A 16,433-nucleotide genomic window follows, 5' to 3' on the forward strand; every position below is an offset into this window, starting at 1 on the left:
CCGGCCGCGCTCAGTCGGCGGCCATGTTCAGGCGCAGGCCGGTCTGACGCACCACGTCCTGCCAGCGCTCGCCCTCGGCGAGCAGCAGGTCGTGCAACTCGCCCGGCGTCGAGGTCTGCACCTGGGCGCCTTCGGCCTGCATGCGGGCCGCGACCTCCGGGTCGCGCAGCACCGTGTTGAGCGCGGTGTTGAGCTGGCGCGTGACGCTGTGTGGCGTCTTGGCCGGCGCGAACAGCGCGTACCACTGGGTCATGGCCACACCCGGCACCCCGGCTTCCGACAGCGTCGGCACATCGGGGCAGGCCGCCAGCCGCTCGGTGCCCGCCACCGCCAGGGCCTTCAGCCGCTTGCTGCGCAGGTAGGGCAGGGCCGTGAACAGGCTCGGGAACATCAGCTGCACCAGGCCGTTGGCCACATCCGCGATCGCCGGCCCGGCGCCTGAGAAGTCGGCGCGGGTCAGTCGCGTGCCGGTCTGCAGCTGGAACAGCTCGGCCGCCAGGTGCGGCACCGTGCCTTCGCCGGCCGAGGCGTAGGCCATGGGCGCCGGCGCGTCGCGCAGCAGCCGCACCAGCGAGGCCACATCGTCCACCGGCAGCGCCGCCGGCACCACCAGCAGCGTGGGCGAATAGCCGATCAGACCCACCGGCGAAAAGTCCGCCACCGGGTCGTAGCGCAGCTTCTGCAACGCGGGGTTGATGCCGTGGGTGGCGATGTAGCCGAACATCAGGGTGTGGCCGTCGGGTTCGGCGGCGGCCACGTACTCGGCGGCGATGCTGCCGTTGGCGCCCGCCCGGTTGTCCACCACCAGCGGCTGGCCCAGCAGGGGGCCCAGCTTGCGCGTGAGCGTGCGCGCCATGGTGTCGTTGCCACCGCCCGCGCTGGTCGGCACGATGATGTGCAACTCGTGCTGCGGAAAGTTGCGCACCGAGCTGGACGCCGACGGCGCCACGCTGCCGGGCACCGGCGCCGCGGGCGGGAACACATAGCCCGGCAGGTGCAGCATGCCCTGCATGATCTTGCGGGCGGTGCGCACCAGGGCGGCGCTCCTGACCTCGATGGCCTCGCCGTCGCCTTCGATGTCCACCGCCACGTCGATCTGGCCGGCCGGGTGCAGCACCACCAGCGCATGGCGGCCGGCCCGGCGCGCGAGGCCGCTGGCCACTGTGCCCGGCAGGGCGAAGGCCGTGGCGACGCCGATGGCGCCGGTGACCGCGTGCGAGGCGTGGCACTTGTGCGGCGTGAAGTAGCGCGAGGTGATGCTGTCCAGCGTGTCGCCTGCGCTCACCAGCACCGGCTTGGGCACCACGCTGTTGGACACGTCGCCCAGTCCCATGCGCCGGCCGGCTTCCAGCCGCAGCGCCTCGATGCGCGCCAGCAAGGCTTTGTTGGCGTCCAGTTCGGCCGGCCGTTCACGGCCGGTGAGGCCGAGGTCGATGGCGCGCAGGATCATCAGCGGCATGGCCGCGTCGATGCAGGTCACCTCCAGGCCGTCGATCAGGTCGATGCGCTGGCCGGTGGGAAACACCTGGCCGGTGACCGCGCCCCAGGCGTCGAGGAAGTTCAGCAGGATCGGTGCCGCGGTGCCGGCCACACCATCAATGCGCGCGTCGCCGTCGTAGCTCACCTTGCCGCCCGGCGTGCGCACCGTGGCCTCGATCTGCGAGCCGGTGTTGACGTTGTGGATGCGGACCGTGGTGCTGCCGTCCTGCGCGGTGATCAGCCCCTGTTCGATGGCGAACGGCGCCACGCCCGAGAGCATGTTGCCGCAGTTGGGCCGCGTGTCCACCGAGCGGTGGCCGACGCCCACCTGGGCGAACAGGTAGTCCAGATCGCAGCCCGGCACGCTGGAGCGCGAGACGATGGCGACCTTGCTGTTGAGCGTGCTGCCGCCGCCCAGGCCGTCGAGCTGCAGCGGGTCCGACGCTCCGATGGCGCCGATCAGCGCCTGGTCGCGCGCCTCGTCGCCTTCGGGCAGCCAGTCGCGCAGGAAGAACGGCCCGCGCGAGGTGCCGGCGCGCATCAGGACGCAGGGGATCGAGAGTGACATGGCGTGCTCAGTCTGCGGTGATCTTGGCCTTGACCACCACGTTCTTCCACTTGGCGATCTCGGTCTTCACCAGGCTGCCCAGCTGCTCGGGCGTGCTGGTCTCGACATCGGCGCCGTGGTCTTCCATGCGCTTGATGACCTCCTTGTCGGCCAGCACTTCGTTGATGGACTTGTTGAGCTTGGCGATCACGTCCTTCGGCGTTTTGGCGGGCGCGAAGATCGCGTACCACTGCTGCACCTCGACGCCGTCGACACCGGCTTCCTTCATGGTCGGCACGTCGGGCAGCAGCGGCGAGCGCTTCGGACCGGCGATGGCCAGCGCCTTGAGCTTGCCGCCCTTGACGTGCGGCAGGGCCGAGAACAGGCTGGGGAACATGAACTGCGTCTGACCACCCAGGGTGTCGTTGATCGCCGGCGACGAGCCCTTGTAGGGCACGCCGATCATCTCGACACCCGCGTTGAGCTTGAACAGCTCGCCCGCAAAGTGCGGCGCGGTGCCGTTGCCGGCGGTGGCGTAGACGTAGCGCTCGGGCTTGGCCTTGAGCTGGGCCACCAGGTCCCTCACATCCTTCACGCCCACAGCGGCGTTGGCCACCATCAGCGTGCCCGAGTAGCCCACCATGGCGACCGGCTCGAAGTCGGTCACCGGGTCGTAGCGCAGCTTCTGCAGCGCCGGGTTCATGGCGTGGGTGGCGATGTAGCCCAGCATCAGCGTGTGGCCGTCGGGTGCGGCGCGGGCCACGAACTCGCTGGCGATGGCGCCGTTGGCGCCGGCCTTGTTCTCCACGATCACGCTCTGGCCCAGCAGGCCGCCGAGCTTCTGCGCGATGGTGCGGGCCATCAGGTCGTTGCCGCCGCCGGCCGCGGTGGGCACGACGATGGTGACGTTCTTGCTGGGGAAACCCTGGGCGGCGGCGGTGAGGGCGGTGAGCGCGAGGGCGATCGCGGTGAGGGTGGACTTCATGGGTTTGTCTCCGGTGTTGGGGAAAGTGGGCGAATGATCCGCCGCCAGGAGATGTCTGTGAATTGCATAGTTGGGATCGATTGATCCACAATGTGCATCAATCAGAAACCCCGTGTCCAGCACCTCTCATGTCCGCCCACTTCGACCTCCACGACCTCATGGCGTTCCGCGCGGTGGCCGAACTCGGCAACTTCCGCAAGGCGGCCGAGTCGGTCCACATCTCGCAGCCGGCCTTCAGCCGCCGCATCGACAAGCTGGAGCAGGCGCTGGGCGTGCGCCTGCTGGAACGCAGCACGCGGCGCGTCAGCCTGACGGTGGTGGGGCGCGACTTCGACCGCCAGCTGCGCCAGATCCTCGACGCGCTCGACACCACGCTGCTGGGCATCCGCGGCGTGGCCGCCACGCGCATGGGCGAGGTCACCATCGCGGCCGTGCCCTCGGCGGTGAACTACTTCCTCTCCAGCGTGATCGCGCGCTACCACGAGCGCTACCCGCGGGTGCGCGTGAAGATCATCGACGAGAGCGCCAACACGGTGCTGCTGGCGGTGGCGCGCGGCGAGGCCGACTTCGGTTTGAACTTCGTCGGCTCGCAGGAGGGCGACGTGGAGTTCAAGCCGCTGGTGGAGGAGCAGTTCGTGGCGGCCTGCCGGCGCGACCACCCGCTGGCGAAGAAGCGCCAGGTGCGCTGGGCCGAACTCGCGCAGTACGACTACATCGCGGCCGACAAGGTCTCGGGCAACCGCCTGCTGCTGGACCAGGCCCTGGCCGGCATGGCCGAGCAGCCGCACAGCCTGTACGAAACGCGGCACGGCACGACCATGATCGGTCTGGTGGAGGCGGGGCTGGGCGTGGCGGTGGTGCCCTCGATGGCCATGCCGGCCAAGGACCACCCGCTGCTGGCCAGCGTGCCGCTGGTGGACCCGGTGGTCAAGCGCATGGTGGGCCTGATCAAGCGCCGCTCGACCGTGCTCACACCGGCGGCGCAGGAGTTCTACAACCTCTGCGCCGAGATGCAGACCGGCCAGCGCCGCCGGCGCGCGCGCAAGGCCGCGGCCTGACACGGCCTGCGGTGGCTCAGGGCTTGCGCGTCGGAATGCGCAGCACCACCCAGGCGCCCACCGCGCCCAGCACCACCAGCACCACCTGCGCGATCCAGCGGTGGCGGAAGCTCCAGATCGAGAAGCTCACCATCACCAGCATCGAGACCACGGCGATGGTCTTGGTGCGCCGCGTGAGGCTGCGGTTGGCCTCCCAGTCGCGCAGCATCGGGCCGGTGAGGCGGTGGTTGAGCAGCCAGGCGTGCAGCCGCGGCGAGGCTTTCGCATAGCAGGCCGCGGCCAGCAGGATGAAGGGCGTGGTGGGCAGGCCGGGCAGCACCACGCCGATCAGGCCCAGCACCAGCGACACCGAGCCGGCGACCCAGAGCAGGCCGCGCACCAGGCGAGAGTGGTGGACCGGCGCCGCGCCCTGGTCGCCTTGGCTCATGAGGCGAACAGGCCCAGCGGGTGGTGTGCCACGGCGATGCTGGCCATCAAGCCGACCACGGCCAGCGCGGCGACAAAACAGAGCGCCTTGGCGCCGCGCGTGGGGGCGCGCTTGAGCGCCAGCGTGCCGAGCACGATGTAGACGATCAGCAGCACCAGCTTGGCCAGCAGCCAGTGGTTTTGCGTGGGGTTGAGTTGCAGCAGCCACCACAGCGTGCCGCCGGCCAGCAGCAGCAGCGAGTCGATGACCGGTGCCAGGCCGCGCGCCCAGCCGGTCATGGGCCAGGCCTGCCCCGCCAGCACGCCCAGACCGCGCACGGTGAACAGCGCGACGCTGAGCGTCACCAGGGTGATGTGCAGGGACCGCACCGTGGGGTAGAGAGCGGCGATCAGTTCGGGCGAGGGCATGGTCCGCGCATCATAGGCGGCTGCAGCGACGGAGCGTGGTTGCGTCAGTTCAGGAAGGGGTAATCGGTGTACCCCTCGGCGCCACCACCGTAGAAGGTCATCTTGTCGGGTTTGTTGAACGGACCGCCGGCCTTCAGGCGCGCCACCAGGTCGGGGTTGGCAATGTAGGGGCGACCGAAGGCCACCAGGTCGGCGCCGTCGGCCAGGGCCTGCTGCGCCAGCGCCAGGTCGTAGCCGTTGTTGACCATCCAGGCGCCGCTGCCGCCGGCCGCGCGGTAGGCGGCTTTGAACGCTGCGTAGTCGAAGGGCCGGTCGGCCAGCTCGCGGGGGCCGCCGGTGGCGCCTTCGATCACGTGCACATAGGCCAGGCCCACCGGCCCGAGCGCGCGCGCCACGTGGTCGAACAGCGGCTGAGGGTCGGCGTCGACGATGTCGTTGGCCGGCGTGACGGGTGAGAGGCGGATGCCGGTGCGGCCGCCGCCGATGGCCTCGGTCACCGCGGACACCACCTCCAGCAGCAGGCGCGCGCGGTTCTCGATGGAGCCGCCGTAGGCGTCGGTGCGCTGGTTGGCACCGGTCTTGAGGAACTGGTCGAGCAGGTAGCCGTTGGCGGCGTGGATCTCGACCCCGTCGAAGCCCGCTTCAATGGCGGCCTGCGCAGCGCGGCGATAGTCGTCCACGATGCCCGGCAGCTCGTCCAGTTGCAGCGCGCGCGGCGCCGAGGTGTCGACGAAGGTCGGCACGCCGTCCTTGAGCAGCACGGTCTTGGTCTTGGCGGTGAGGGCCGAGGGGGCCACGGGCGCGCCGCCGCCGGGCTGCAGCTCGTTGTGCGAGACGCGGCCCACGTGCCAGAGCTGGGTCACGATCTTGCCGCCGGCCGCGTGCACCGCCGCCGTCACGGCCTTCCAGCCGGCGATCTGCTCGGGCGCGTACAGGCCGGGCACGTCGGCATAGCCCTGGCCCTGGTGGCTGATGGCGGTGGCTTCGGTGACCAGCAGGCCGGCGCTGGCGCGCTGGGTGTAGTAGGTCGCCATCAGTGGCGTGGGCACCGCGTTCGGTGCGCGGTTGCGCGTGAGCGGGGCCATGACGATGCGGTTGGCCAGGTGGAGGTCGCCGGCGGTGGTGGGGTCGAAGAGGGTGGGCATGGGCACAGGGATGTGTGGAACAGACAAGGGCGCACAGCCTAGCGCGGGCTGGCAGAGGAGCTGGTCCGGCGGGCGACAAATCCCTTTGGCGCCCCGGCCATCGCGCCGGCGACCGCACACCGCGCACGACAGGCGGACAATCCCGCACATGAAACCTCTGCATTCCATCCGCCTGTCCATGCTCGACCTGGTCGCCGTGCGCGAAGGCGGCACGGTGGCCGACGCGCTGGCCATCGCGCTGCGCACCGCACAGCACGCCGAGCGCCTGGGCTTCACCCGCTACTGGCTGGCCGAGCACCACAACATGAGCGGCATCGCCAGCTCGGCCACGGCCGTGCTGGTGGGCCACATCGCGGGCGGCACGCAGCGCATCCGTGTCGGCTCCGGTGGCGTGATGCTGCCCAACCACGCGCCGCTGGTGGTGGCCGAGGCCTTCGGCACGCTGGCCGAGCTGCACCCCGGCCGCATCGACCTGGGCCTGGGCCGCGCGCCCGGTACCGACCCGCTGACCATGCGCGCGCTGCGCCGCGACCGCGTCGAGACCGAAGAAGACTTCCCGCGCGACGTGGCCGAGTTGCAGCGCCTGCTGGACGACCCGCAACCCGGCCAGCGCCTGATCGCCATGCCCGGCGCCGGCACCAAGGTGCCGATCTGGCTGCTCGGCTCCAGCCTGTTCTCGGCCCAGCTCGCCGCCGAGCGCGGCCTGCCGTATGCGTTTGCCTCGCACTTCGCGCCGCGCTACCTGCTGCAGGCGCTGCAGCTGTACCGGCAGAACTTCAAGCCGTCGAAGACGCTGGACAAGCCCTATGCCGTGGTCGGCGTGCCGCTGATCGCCGCCCCCACCGACGACGAGGCCGAGTACCTGGCCAGCAGCACCTACCAGCGTGTGCTGGGCATCCTCACCGGCCGGCGCGGCCAGCTGCCGGCGCCGGTGCACGGTTTCATGGAGCGGCTGGACACGCAGGCGCGCGCGGCCATCGCCGACTTCCTGGCCTGCGCTGTGGTGGGCGGGCCGGAGGCGGTGCGCGCCGGCCTGCAGCAGCTGGCCGACGCCACCCAGGCCGACGAGTTCATGCTGGTGAGCGACGTGTTCGACCCCGCGCTGCGGCTGCGCTCGCTGGACATCGCGGCCGAGGCGATGGGGCTCAGTGAGCCGGTGGTGCCGGCGGCAACGATCCCCTGAGCCATTCGCGCGGCGAGTGCCCGGTCTTGGCGGCGAAGGCGCGGCTCAGCGCCGAGGGGTTGGCGTAGCCCAGCTCGCTCGCCAGCTGCTTGATGGAGCTGCCCCGTGCCAGGCCCGTCTGCGCCAGCCCGATGCGCCAGTCGCTCAGGTAGTCCGCCGGCGTCTGGCCCACCAGCTGCCGGAACTGGCTGGTGAAGCTTGTGCGCGACATGCCGGCCACCACCGCCAGCTGCTCCACGCTCCAGGGCTCGCCGGGGGCGTCGTGCATGGCCACGATGGCCCGCGCCAGCCGCGGGTCCGCCAGGCCTGTGACCAGGCCGGGAGGCACGCCGGCCTCGCGCGGGTGGTCGAGCAGCCAGCGCAGCGTCTGGATCAGCACCACCTCGAACAGCCGGTCGGCCAGCAGGCGGTGGCCGCAGCGCACGCGGGCGGTCTCGGCGAACAGCAGCTCCAGCGAAGCCCCCAGCCCCTCGACCTCGTCCAGCGACAGCACGATGGCGCCGGGCAGGGTGCGCACCAGCGGGTGGGCCGGACCGCCCTCGAACCACAGCTGCGCACAGGTGAAGTCGGCGCCTTCGATGGGCGGGTTGTGGAAGTGGTGGGCGATGGCGCGCGGGTAGAACAGCAGCGCGGGCGCGCTCAGGTGCAGGCGCAGCGGCACAGCCTGCCGCGGCGGGTGCGTGACATCGAGCGTGCCCCGGCGCAGCAGGTGCAGGTAGCCCATGCCCGGCGGCGGCGTGAAGCTCTGCACCCCGCAGAGCGTGCCGGTGAACGACAGCTCGGCGCGCACGGGAAAGCGCTCCAGCAGGCCGGACAGGCGGTCGATGGGCGGGGGCGGGACGGTCATGCCAGGGCGTGGACGAAAGGGTATGAATTCTGTACGAAATGATCCCATCTGAACAGGTCGCAACCCGACACTGGGTGTCACGGATCGCCGCCCGGCGGCCCGCCCTCCATCCCCAACCCAGGAGTTTTTCATGCGTTCTGTCCGTCTGCCCACCCCTCTGAACACCGCCCTGCTGGCGGCCGTCCTCGCCGCCGCCGGCCCGGCCCTGGCCGACCGCGGCCAGACCGGCGGCATCGCGACCGCACCGGCCAAAGCGGTCCACGCGCCCTTCGACGTGGTGCACACCCGCATCACCACCGAGGACAACGCCCTGGTGTTCCACATGCAGGTCTCGGGCAAGGCCGGGCGCACGCGGCCCACGAAGTCGGGCCAGCTGGCCGGCAGCAAGGTGTTCTCCTACGTCTGGCCCACCAGCCTGGACCCGGCTGAGGTCGGCTTTGAGCCCAAGACCGGCATCCTGGCCTTTGCCGTCACCGCCCACCCCGACTTCGACGACACGCCGCTGTTCGACGAGAACGGCGACGGCCACCTGAAGAACGACGGCGGCGTGTGGCACTCGCACTGGGTGGTGCTGCAGCCGGACGAGGCCTGCGGCAAGGACTCGCTCAAGGTGGTCGACATTCCCGAAGGCAGCCGGCCGCGCCTGCCCAGGACCTGGCCGGGTCTGCCGCTGCTGATCGACAGCCCCGGCTGGAGCCCGTCGTTCGCGCGCGGCAGCGTGAGCGTGCGTGTGCCCTTCGACAACGTGTCGGCGCTGCAGGCCACGAAATTCGACGGTGTCACCGCGGCCCTGCGCGTGAACGCCAGCGTGCACGCCCCGCTGCTGTGTGTGGCCCAGGTGTTCAAGGTGGCCTCGGGCGACCTGTCGCTGCCGGGCCAGGTGGACCGCTGAACAAACACCGGCGCGGCTACAGCCTCGGTGGTGTCCGCATCTGCTCCGGCGTCGTGAAGTAGGCCGACAGCGAGCCCAGCCGCTCGCGCGCCTGCGCGAACTCGTGCCGCGCCACGCTGCGCAGGTGCACCTCGTCCGGGCCGTCGAGCAGGTGCAGGGCGCGGCCCCAGGTCCAGAACTGCGCCAGCGGCGTGTCGGGCGACAGGCCCATGGCGCCGAAGACCTGCATCGCGCGGTCCACCACGCGGGTCTGCAGGCCGGCGGCCACCACCTTGATCGCCGCGACCTGCGCGCGCACGGCAGCCGGCTCGGCCTGCTCCGGGTGGTCCAGCAGCCAGGCGCAGCGCAGCACCAGCAGGCGCGCCTGGTCGATCTCGATGCGCGAGTGCGCAATCCATTCCTGCACGTTGGCGTAGTCGGCCAGGTGGTGGCCGAAGCTGCGCCGCTCCAGCGCGCGCTCGGTGGCCAGCGCCAGGGCCAGCTCGCACTGGCCGATGGTGCGCATGCAGTGGTGCACCCGGCCGGGGCCGAGCCGCGCCTGCGCCATCGCGAAGCCGTGGCCCCAGTCGCCCAGCAGGTGGTCGGCCGGCACCCGAACCTGCCGCAGCACGATTTCGCAGTGCCCCTCGGGCGCGTGGTGATGCACCACCGGGATGTTGCGCACCACCTCCAGACCGGGCGTGCCCATGGGCACCAGCACCATGCTGTGCTGATGGTGGGCATCCTCACTGGCGTCGTCGTCCCCGTCGGCGTTGCGCGCCATCACGATCAGCACGCGGCAGTTGGGGTGCGCCACGCCGGTGATGAACCACTTGCGGCCGCTGAGCACGAGGTCATTGCCCTCGCGCCGCACCGTGGTCTGCAGGTTGGTCGGGTCGGACGAGGCCACGTCGGGCTCGGACATCGCAAACGCCGAGCGGATCTCGCCGTGCAGCAGCGGGATCAGCCAGTGTTCGCGCTGCGACGGGGTGGCGAAGCGGTGCAGCAGTTCCATGTTGCCGGTGTCGGGCGCGCTGCAGTTGAACACCTCGGCCGCCCAGCTCAGCTTGCCCATGGCCTCGGCCAGCGGCGCGTAGTCGAGGTTGGCCAGGCGCGTGCCCGGCTCGTCGGCGCGCAGGCCGGGCAGGAACAGGTTCCACAGCCCTTCCTCTTTCGCCAGCGTCTTGAGGTCTTCCAGGAAGGGCGGCGGGTACTGCCCGTCCTGCACCGCCTGGTGCCAGGCCGCGTTGTGCGGCAACACATAGGTCAGCAGGAACTGGTCCAGCTGGCGCAGCAGCGCCTGTGCGCGGGGGCTGTGTTCGAAGTCCATGGCGGGATTGTTCGCCCGGCTGCGGGGCGCCGTCCGCACCTGGGCGACACACCGGCCCCGGTCGGTCACGGGCTTGATGCAGGTCAAGCCGTTTCGGAGCGAAAAAAGGGGCTGGCGATGGCCTTCTGATGCAGCCGACTTTGCGGCAAATCAAACTACCTATGGTGTTTGGTGGGTACCGTAGACACCATAGGTAGTGTCCAAGGAGGATTCGCATGAACGATTCGATGGTGTCCAGCTGGCCGCGCGAGGTGCTCAAGCGCTCGGGGCTTCGGGAGGCTTTTAACGCCGACAAGATCCGCTCCGCGCTGGCGCGCGCGGGGCAGGCCAGCGGGGAATTCGACGGGGCCGAGGCGCAGCTGCTGTGTGCGCAGGTGGTCAAGGTTCTGGGTCACCGCTTCAATGGCGCGGCGCCGACCATCGAGCAGATCCAGGACGTGGTCGAGCAGACCCTGATCGCGGCCAACCACCTGCGCACGGCGCGCGGCTACATCGTCTACCGCGAGCAGCACGCCCAGCTGCGCAGCGACCGCCAGACCCTGGTGGACGTCGAGGCCTCGATCAACGAGTACCTCACGCGCGCCGACTGGCGCGTCAACGCCAACGCCAACCAGGGCTATTCGCTGGGCGGCTTGATCCTCAACGTGGCCGGCAAGGTCACGGCCAACTACTGGCTCTCGCACGTCTACACGCCCGAGATCGGCGCAGCCCACCGCGACGGCGACATCCACATCCACGACCTCGACATGCTCAGCGGCTACTGCGCGGGCTGGTCGCTGCGCACCCTGCTCAACGAGGGTCTCAACGGGGTGCCGGGCAAGGTGGAGTCGGGTCCGCCGAAGCACCTCTCGTCGGCGGTCGGGCAGATCGTCAACTTCCTGGGCACGCTGCAGAACGAGTGGGCGGGCGCGCAGGCCTTCTCCTCCTTCGACACCTACCTGGCGCCCTACGTGCGACAGGACCGCATGGGCTACGCGGCCGTGCGTCAGTGCATCCAGGAGCTGGTCTACAACCTCAACGTGCCCTCGCGCTGGGGCACACAGACGCCGTTCACCAACCTCACCTTCGACTGGGTCTGTCCCGAAGACCTGCGCGAGCAGGTGCCCGTGATCGCCGGTGTGGAAATGCCGTTCTGCTACGGCGAGCTGCAGGCCGAGATGGACCTGATCAACCGCGCCTACATCGACGTCATGACTACGGGCGACGCCAAGGGCCGCGTGTTCACCTTCCCCATTCCCACCTACAACATCACGCCCGACTTCCCCTGGGAGAGCGAGAACGCGCGGCGCCTGTTCGACATGACGGCCAAGTACGGCCTGCCCTACTTCCAGAACTTCATCAACTCCGAGCTGCAGCCGAACATGGTGCGCTCCATGTGCTGCCGCCTGCAGCTGGATTTGCGCGAACTGCTCAAGCGCGGCAACGGCCTGTTCGGCAGCGCCGAGCAGACCGGCAGCCTGGGCGTGGTCACGGTGAACTGCGCGCGCCTGGGCCACCTGCACGCAGGTGACGAAGCCGGCCTGCTGGCCGCGCTGGACCGCCTGCTGGAACTGGGCAAACAGAGCCTGGAGACCAAGCGCAAGCTGATCCAGCGCCTCATGGACCAGGGCCTGTTCCCCTACACCAAACGTTACCTGGGCACGCTGCGCAACCACTTCAGCACCCTGGGCGTGAACGGCATCAACGAGATGGTGCGCAACTTCAGCGGCGACGCGCACGACATCACCACCGACGAGGGCCACGCCTTCGCGCTGCGCTTCCTCGACCACGTGCGTGCGCGCATCGTCGCGTTCCAGGAAGAGACCGGCCACCTCTACAACCTCGAGGCCACCCCGGCCGAGGGCACCACCTACCGCTTCGCGCGCGAGGACCGCAAGCGCTGGCCCGGCATCCTGCAGGCCGGCACACCCGAACAGCCCTACTACACCAACTCGTCGCAGCTGCCGGTGGGCTTCACCGACGACCCGTTCGAGGCGCTGGAGCGCCAGGCCCCGCTGCAGCGCCAGTACACCGGCGGCACCGTGCTGCACCTGTACATGGGCGAGCGCCTGAGCAGCGGCGACGCCTGCCGCGCCCTGGTGCAGCGGGCGCTGACGAACTTCCGCCTGCCCTACATCACCGTCACGCCCACCTTCTCCATCTGTCCCACCCACGGCTACCTGGCCGGCGAACACCCGTTCTGCCCGAAATGCGACGCCGAGAAACTGGCCGCCAAACGCCAGCTGCAGGCGGCCTGACACACCGTCTTCCAACCACCCCACAAGGAAACCACCATGAACGCATCCACACCCGCCACCGTTCCCGCCCATGCCCAGGACGTCGCCCTGCGCGACGACGAGCGCCAGTCCTGCGAGGTCTGGACCCGCGTCATGGGCTACCACCGTCCGGTGAGCAGCTTCAACCGGGGCAAGCAGGGTGAACACGCCGAGCGGCGCTTCTTTGCCGAACCCGGCCGTGCCGCCTGAGGCGTCGGATGCGGTGCGGCGCGGGGCCGACGCCCTGCGCATCGGCGGGCTGACGCGGCTGACCGGGATCGACTTCCCCGGCCGGCTGGCGGCCGTGGTGTTCCTGCAGGGCTGTCCGTGGCGCTGCGTGTACTGCCACAACCCGGCCCTGCTGGACGCGGCGGTGCCCGGTGCCCTGTCCTGGCCGGCGGTGCGGGCCTTCCTGCAGCAGCGCCGCGGGCTGCTCGACGGCGTGATCTTCTCGGGCGGCGAGCCGACCCTTCAGGCGGCGTTGGTGCCCGCCCTGGCCGAGGCGCGGGCCATGGGCCACGCCACCGGTCTGCACACCGGCGGCATGTACCCGCAGCGCCTGGCGCAGGCGCTGGCGCACCTGGACTGGGTGGGGCTGGACGTCAAGGCGCCCCGGCACCTGCACGACACCGTCACCGGCGCGCGCGGGGGTGCCGGGCGCGCCGCGCGCAGCCTGCGCCTGCTGCTGGACAGCGGCGTGGCCCTGGAGTGCCGCACCACCTGGCACGCCGGCCTGTTCGGGCGCGACGACCTGTTCCGCCTGGCCGATGAGCTGGCCGCACAGTCGGTGCGCCACTGGGTGCTGCAGACCTGCCGCGGCCCGGCGTCCTCGCGGGACGTGCTGGACGCTTCAGACCTGGCGGCGCTGGCTTTGCGCTTCGAGCGCTTCGAGTGCCGCTGAGCGCATGCCGCAGGTGGTCACGCACGCGAGCGCAGCTGGCGCCTCATTTCCGCTCGCTGCTGCGCCTGGCGCATGCCCAGCGCAGCTGGGTCTCCACCTGTCAGAAAGGAGGCCAGCGCCGGTGCGGTGGGAAAGCGGTAGATGTCGACGACCTGCACATCCCTCCCCAGCAGGGGGCGCAGATGCTGTGCAAGTTCCAGCGCCTTGAGCGAGTTGCACCCGAGCTCGAAGAAGTTGCCGCTTCTGTCCAGCTCTCCGGCGCCAAGCACGTGCACAAGCGCCTTGGTGATGACGGCTTCGATGTGGGCGCTGCCCGCGCTGGCGATGCTTGAAGACGGATCGCCCGGAAAGTCCGGCAGCAAGCCATGGGCTTCCATTGAACCGGACGGCGCGTGGTGAGGTGTGGCGCTCAGAACCTGGGCGGCCACGCCCATGGCCGTCGCGCCTTCCGGCACGTCGGTGTAGACCATGCAGTTGGCTCCGATCGTCGCCCCGGCGCCGATGCGCAAGTCGGGCAGGATGCTGGCGTTGGAGCCCACGTACGCCCGGTCCCCGAGCGTCACCCGGGCATTGATCACGGCGTTGGGCGCAACCACGCAGCCTCGGCCGATGCGGGCGCCGTGACCGGCCACCGCTCCGATCAGCAGCACGGACGCTGGTCCGATGCGGGCTTCGGCACCAACGGACGCATGCGGGTAGATGGTCACGTCCGATGCCACCTCTGCTCCGAACAGGTCGACACCGGGATGGATCAGCGAGGTGAACGGAATGCCGTACTGCCCGATTTTTTCCTGTGCCCGGGCGCGCCCATCGGTGGTGCGGGTGACCAGGTTCACGACCTCGGAGCAGTTGGCATCCACACCGGCCAGATGGCTGATCGGTCCTGCGACCTCCAGGCCGAGACGCGTCGTGCCGTGCTTGGACGGGTCGTCGTCGAGCAGCACGATCCTCTGCCAGCGCGGAGATGCGCGGTTGACGGTCAGTGCCAGACGGATGCCCTCGCCATTGCCCACGCCACAAAGAAAGAGAGCGTCTTTCATGGCGCTCTCACGTGCGCGAGCAGACGGGCTCAAGGGGGACCGTCCCGGACTCCGGCCGCACGCGCTCGGCGGCGCCCGTCATCCAGTCCGTGCAGGTCTTGCAGCGCTCGGGCAGGGCGTCAAAACTGCGTGCCAGATGAAGATCCCGGTAGCCACCCAGGCGGGCCCAGAGATCGCTCAGAGACGCGTGCCACGCGTTGCCTTCTCCTTCCTCGCCCTCGGTGTCGCCCGGGCAGCGCGGGATCCGTCCATCCCAGAAGACATGCATCATCGTGATCGCCCATGGACAGGGGATCCGGTTTTCAGGCGTGATGGCCAGGCCCGTGTCGAACTTGCCGCCCCAGCTGAGCTGACGGCGGACTTTGACGACCGCATTGCGCTCCAGCCAGTGCGCCTTGTATGCATCGACTTCAGACGCGTTGTCGTCCATCACGATGAACTGCGTCTGGATCGCGACCGGCAGACCGCGCGCATCGCGGCGGGCCAGCAGCCGCTCAGCGTTGGCGTAGACCACGTCCCGGTTGGCTTTCACCCGGTATTTTTCGAAGGACTGCTTGGAGAACCCGTCGATACCGAAGACCACCAGGTGCACGCCTGAATCCAGCAAGGCATCGTCCAGCTCCGGTGTGAGCAACATGCCGTTGGTGTTGACATTGAGCGACTGGAGGCCGACGGATCGGCCGTAGCTCAGGCAGCGAAACAGCAGTGCGGGTTCGAGCAACGGCTCACCGCAGAAAGAGAACCAGCACTCGGTGTCTGGCGCCGTCGCAGCGATCTCGTCGGCGCACTTCTTCCAGAGCTCGAAGGGCATCACGCCTTTGGGGCGCTTCATGTTCGGGTGGTGGCACATCGAACACGCCAGATTGCACTCGGCGCACAGCTCGACGGCAAACTTCTTCGGGAACGGAAACCGCCGGAGCGTTCTTGCGATGTTTTCAAGATCAGCATGGGCCATGGCGTTCTCCTGGATCAGGAAGGCGGGGCCTTGGTGGCGAAACCGACCAAGTCCGCGAACGTTAGTGGTGGCCGATCGGCCCGCTGTTGATCTGGCTCAATGGCCCATGGCTTGATCTGACTCAAGCCGGATCAGGTCTGGCGCCTCACCGTTTGCCAGACGAAGCCCGCGCGACGTCAGCGGTACAGCTCCTGCACCGCCTGCTCGTACAGGCCGGTCAGCTGGTCCATGACCTCGTACATGCGTTCGCTGGTGGTGGCCACCGTCTGCAGGGCGTCGCCCTGGCCGGGCTTGCGCAGCGCCTGGTCGAAGAACAGCCACTGGCCGCGCGCCAGTTCCAGCTGCTGGCGGATCGCCGGGGTGGACAGGGAAGCATTCGCCAGGTAGGCAAGGCCCTCGTCGAACTCGCGCCGGGCCGCCTCCAGCTGCTGTGCCTGGCCGGCCGCCGCGGTGCCGCCGGCGGCCTGCAGGAAGTGGGCGCGGGCGGCGCGCTGGGACAGCATGCGCTGGCGTCCGGCCACGTTGACCACCCGGGCGCCGCTCTGCTTGCTCTGTTTCTCGAACGCGGTGGTGAGCTCGTCGGCGGACTTGAGCATGTCGTCGGCCGAGCGCACCACGTCGTCGATGCGGGGCGGCGCACCGCTGCCGGCCGTGAGCACGAGCAGGCGCTCGGCATGGCCCTGCAGGCGCGGCATCAGGGGCTGGGTGTCGGCGCTCAGGGGCTGGCGTCTCAGCTCGTCCAGGCTGCTCCCGATCAGCTGGCGGCACTGGCGCATGACATCGCTGGCGCGCTCGGGCAGCACGCCCAGGGTGGACTGGACGTGCAGCTTGGCCACGCGCTGCGACAGCGCGCGCAGGCGGCCGGCGCGGTTGATGGCGGTGCCCAGCGGCAGCGCCGGGCCGGACGGGTTGTTTTGGGTGTGGCCGGTGCCGGCGAGCAGCGAGGTGCCCAGCAGGGCCAGAAGGTGACGGCGTTGCATGGTTCGTTCAGGTGGTGGTCGGA

General features: G+C 69.9%; 14 protein-coding genes and 1 pseudogene. 5 read left to right on the forward strand and 10 right to left on the reverse strand.

The window, feature by feature from the left end:
• Positions 1-10: 10 nt before the first annotated feature.
• Both DD542_RS11125 and DD542_RS11130 read right to left on the reverse strand, forming a co-directional pair.
• Positions 11-2,047 (reverse strand): 4-oxalomesaconate tautomerase, encoded by a 2,037-nt coding sequence (locus tag DD542_RS11125; RefSeq protein WP_127805707.1) that lies wholly within the window; start codon positions 2,045-2,047, stop codon positions 11-13.
• 7 nt (positions 2,048-2,054) lie between these two features.
• The gene (locus DD542_RS11130; protein ID WP_127805708.1) at positions 2,055-3,011 is read right to left on the reverse strand and encodes a tripartite tricarboxylate transporter substrate binding protein; all 957 of its coding nucleotides are present in this window, start codon (positions 3,009-3,011) and stop codon (positions 2,055-2,057) included.
• Positions 3,012-3,139: 128 nt separating this feature from the next.
• Here DD542_RS11130 and DD542_RS11135 point away from each other — a divergent pair, with 128 nt between their 5' ends.
• Positions 3,140-4,069: a LysR family transcriptional regulator gene (locus DD542_RS11135; protein ID WP_127805709.1), complete on the forward strand. Its 930-nt coding sequence runs from the start codon at positions 3,140-3,142 to the stop codon at positions 4,067-4,069.
• A 16-nt stretch (positions 4,070-4,085) separates the two neighbouring features.
• On the opposite strand, the gene DD542_RS11140 is transcribed toward DD542_RS11135, so the two are convergent.
• The 3 genes from DD542_RS11140 to DD542_RS11150 are packed head-to-tail and all read right to left on the reverse strand — an operon-like array spanning position 4,086 to position 6,048.
• Entirely contained in the window at positions 4,086-4,496 is a 411-nt protein-coding gene (locus DD542_RS11140; RefSeq protein ID WP_066157122.1) for a YbaN family protein, read from the reverse strand.
• Positions 4,493-4,903 (reverse strand): SirB2 family protein, encoded by a 411-nt coding sequence (locus DD542_RS11145; protein WP_127805710.1) that lies wholly within the window; start codon positions 4,901-4,903, stop codon positions 4,493-4,495. The genes DD542_RS11140 and DD542_RS11145 overlap by 4 nt, the downstream gene beginning before the upstream one ends.
• A gap of 44 nt (positions 4,904-4,947) precedes the next feature.
• A complete protein-coding gene (locus DD542_RS11150) occupies positions 4,948-6,048 on the reverse strand; it encodes an alkene reductase (RefSeq protein ID WP_127805711.1) in 1,101 nt (366 codons plus the stop codon).
• 148 nt (positions 6,049-6,196) lie between these two features.
• Here DD542_RS11150 and DD542_RS11155 point away from each other — a divergent pair, with 148 nt between their 5' ends.
• On the forward strand, positions 6,197-7,231 hold the full coding sequence (locus DD542_RS11155; protein WP_127805712.1) for an LLM class flavin-dependent oxidoreductase: 1,035 nt from the start codon (positions 6,197-6,199) through the stop codon (positions 7,229-7,231).
• On the opposite strand, the gene DD542_RS11160 is transcribed toward DD542_RS11155, so the two are convergent.
• Positions 7,194-8,078 (reverse strand): AraC family transcriptional regulator, encoded by an 885-nt coding sequence (locus DD542_RS11160; RefSeq protein ID WP_127805713.1) that lies wholly within the window; start codon positions 8,076-8,078, stop codon positions 7,194-7,196. The two genes, DD542_RS11155 and DD542_RS11160, sit on opposite strands and share 38 nt — an antisense overlap.
• Positions 8,079-8,208: 130 nt before the next feature.
• Here DD542_RS11160 and DD542_RS11165 point away from each other — a divergent pair, with 130 nt between their 5' ends.
• Entirely contained in the window at positions 8,209-8,970 is a 762-nt protein-coding gene (locus tag DD542_RS11165; protein ID WP_127805714.1) for a hypothetical protein, read from the forward strand.
• Positions 8,971-8,986: 16 nt separating this feature from the next.
• Here DD542_RS11165 and DD542_RS11170 read toward each other — a convergent pair whose 3' ends face one another.
• The gene (locus DD542_RS11170; protein WP_127805715.1) at positions 8,987-10,279 is read right to left on the reverse strand and encodes an acyl-CoA dehydrogenase family protein; all 1,293 of its coding nucleotides are present in this window, start codon (positions 10,277-10,279) and stop codon (positions 8,987-8,989) included.
• A 227-nt stretch (positions 10,280-10,506) separates the two neighbouring features.
• On the opposite strand from DD542_RS11170, the pseudogene DD542_RS11175 reads away from it, so the two are divergent.
• A pseudogene (locus DD542_RS11175) lies at positions 10,507-12,744 on the forward strand (ribonucleoside triphosphate reductase).
• Positions 12,734-13,435, forward strand: coding sequence for an anaerobic ribonucleoside-triphosphate reductase activating protein (locus tag DD542_RS11185; protein WP_241559754.1), 702 nt, complete (start codon positions 12,734-12,736; stop codon positions 13,433-13,435). The pseudogene DD542_RS11175 and the gene DD542_RS11185 overlap by 11 nt, the downstream one beginning before the upstream one ends.
• Positions 13,436-13,452: 17 nt before the next feature.
• Here DD542_RS11185 and DD542_RS11190 read toward each other — a convergent pair whose 3' ends face one another.
• The 3 genes from DD542_RS11190 to DD542_RS11200 form a co-directional block, all read right to left on the reverse strand.
• Positions 13,453-14,475 (reverse strand): phosphopantetheine-binding protein, encoded by a 1,023-nt coding sequence (locus tag DD542_RS11190; protein ID WP_127805718.1) that lies wholly within the window; start codon positions 14,473-14,475, stop codon positions 13,453-13,455.
• Positions 14,476-14,482: 7 nt separating this feature from the next.
• Positions 14,483-15,430 carry a radical SAM/SPASM domain-containing protein gene (locus DD542_RS11195; RefSeq protein WP_127805719.1) on the reverse strand — a complete coding sequence of 316 codons (948 nt, stop codon included), beginning with the start codon at positions 15,428-15,430 and terminating at the stop codon, positions 14,483-14,485.
• Positions 15,431-15,606: 176 nt separating this feature from the next.
• Positions 15,607-16,410, reverse strand: coding sequence for a type IV pili methyl-accepting chemotaxis transducer N-terminal domain-containing protein (locus DD542_RS11200; protein WP_127805720.1), 804 nt, complete (start codon positions 16,408-16,410; stop codon positions 15,607-15,609).
• Between the last annotated feature and the right edge of the window lie 23 nt (positions 16,411-16,433).

It is taken from the genome of Hydrogenophaga sp. NH-16 (assembly GCF_004006415.1).
In the GTDB taxonomy this organism is placed as follows: Bacteria; Pseudomonadota; Gammaproteobacteria; order Burkholderiales; family Burkholderiaceae_C; genus Hydrogenophaga; species Hydrogenophaga pseudoflava.

Excerpts from the sequence above, each read along its gene's own strand:
- DD542_RS11145 (WP_127805710.1), bottom strand. The coding sequence starts at position 4,903 with ATGCCCTCGCCCGAACTGATCGCCGCTCTCTACCCCACGGTGCGGTCC.
- DD542_RS11125 (WP_127805707.1), bottom strand. The coding sequence starts at position 2,047 with ATGTCACTCTCGATCCCCTGCGTCCTGATGCGCGCCGGCACCTCGCGC.
- DD542_RS11170 (WP_127805715.1), bottom strand. The coding sequence starts at position 10,279 with ATGGACTTCGAACACAGCCCCCGCGCACAGGCGCTGCTGCGCCAGCTG.
- DD542_RS11135 (WP_127805709.1), top strand. The coding sequence starts at position 3,140 with ATGTCCGCCCACTTCGACCTCCACGACCTCATGGCGTTCCGCGCGGTG.
- DD542_RS11200 (WP_127805720.1), bottom strand. The coding sequence starts at position 16,410 with ATGCAACGCCGTCACCTTCTGGCCCTGCTGGGCACCTCGCTGCTCGCC.
- DD542_RS11130 (WP_127805708.1), bottom strand. The coding sequence starts at position 3,011 with ATGAAGTCCACCCTCACCGCGATCGCCCTCGCGCTCACCGCCCTCACC.
- DD542_RS11160 (WP_127805713.1), bottom strand. The coding sequence starts at position 8,078 with ATGACCGTCCCGCCCCCGCCCATCGACCGCCTGTCCGGCCTGCTGGAG.
- DD542_RS11195 (WP_127805719.1), bottom strand. The coding sequence starts at position 15,430 with ATGGCCCATGCTGATCTTGAAAACATCGCAAGAACGCTCCGGCGGTTT.
- DD542_RS11190 (WP_127805718.1), bottom strand. The coding sequence starts at position 14,475 with ATGAAAGACGCTCTCTTTCTTTGTGGCGTGGGCAATGGCGAGGGCATC.
- DD542_RS11155 (WP_127805712.1), top strand. The coding sequence starts at position 6,197 with ATGAAACCTCTGCATTCCATCCGCCTGTCCATGCTCGACCTGGTCGCC.
- DD542_RS11150 (WP_127805711.1), bottom strand. The coding sequence starts at position 6,048 with ATGCCCACCCTCTTCGACCCCACCACCGCCGGCGACCTCCACCTGGCC.
- DD542_RS11140 (WP_066157122.1), bottom strand. The coding sequence starts at position 4,496 with ATGAGCCAAGGCGACCAGGGCGCGGCGCCGGTCCACCACTCTCGCCTG.
- DD542_RS11165 (WP_127805714.1), top strand. The coding sequence starts at position 8,209 with ATGCGTTCTGTCCGTCTGCCCACCCCTCTGAACACCGCCCTGCTGGCG.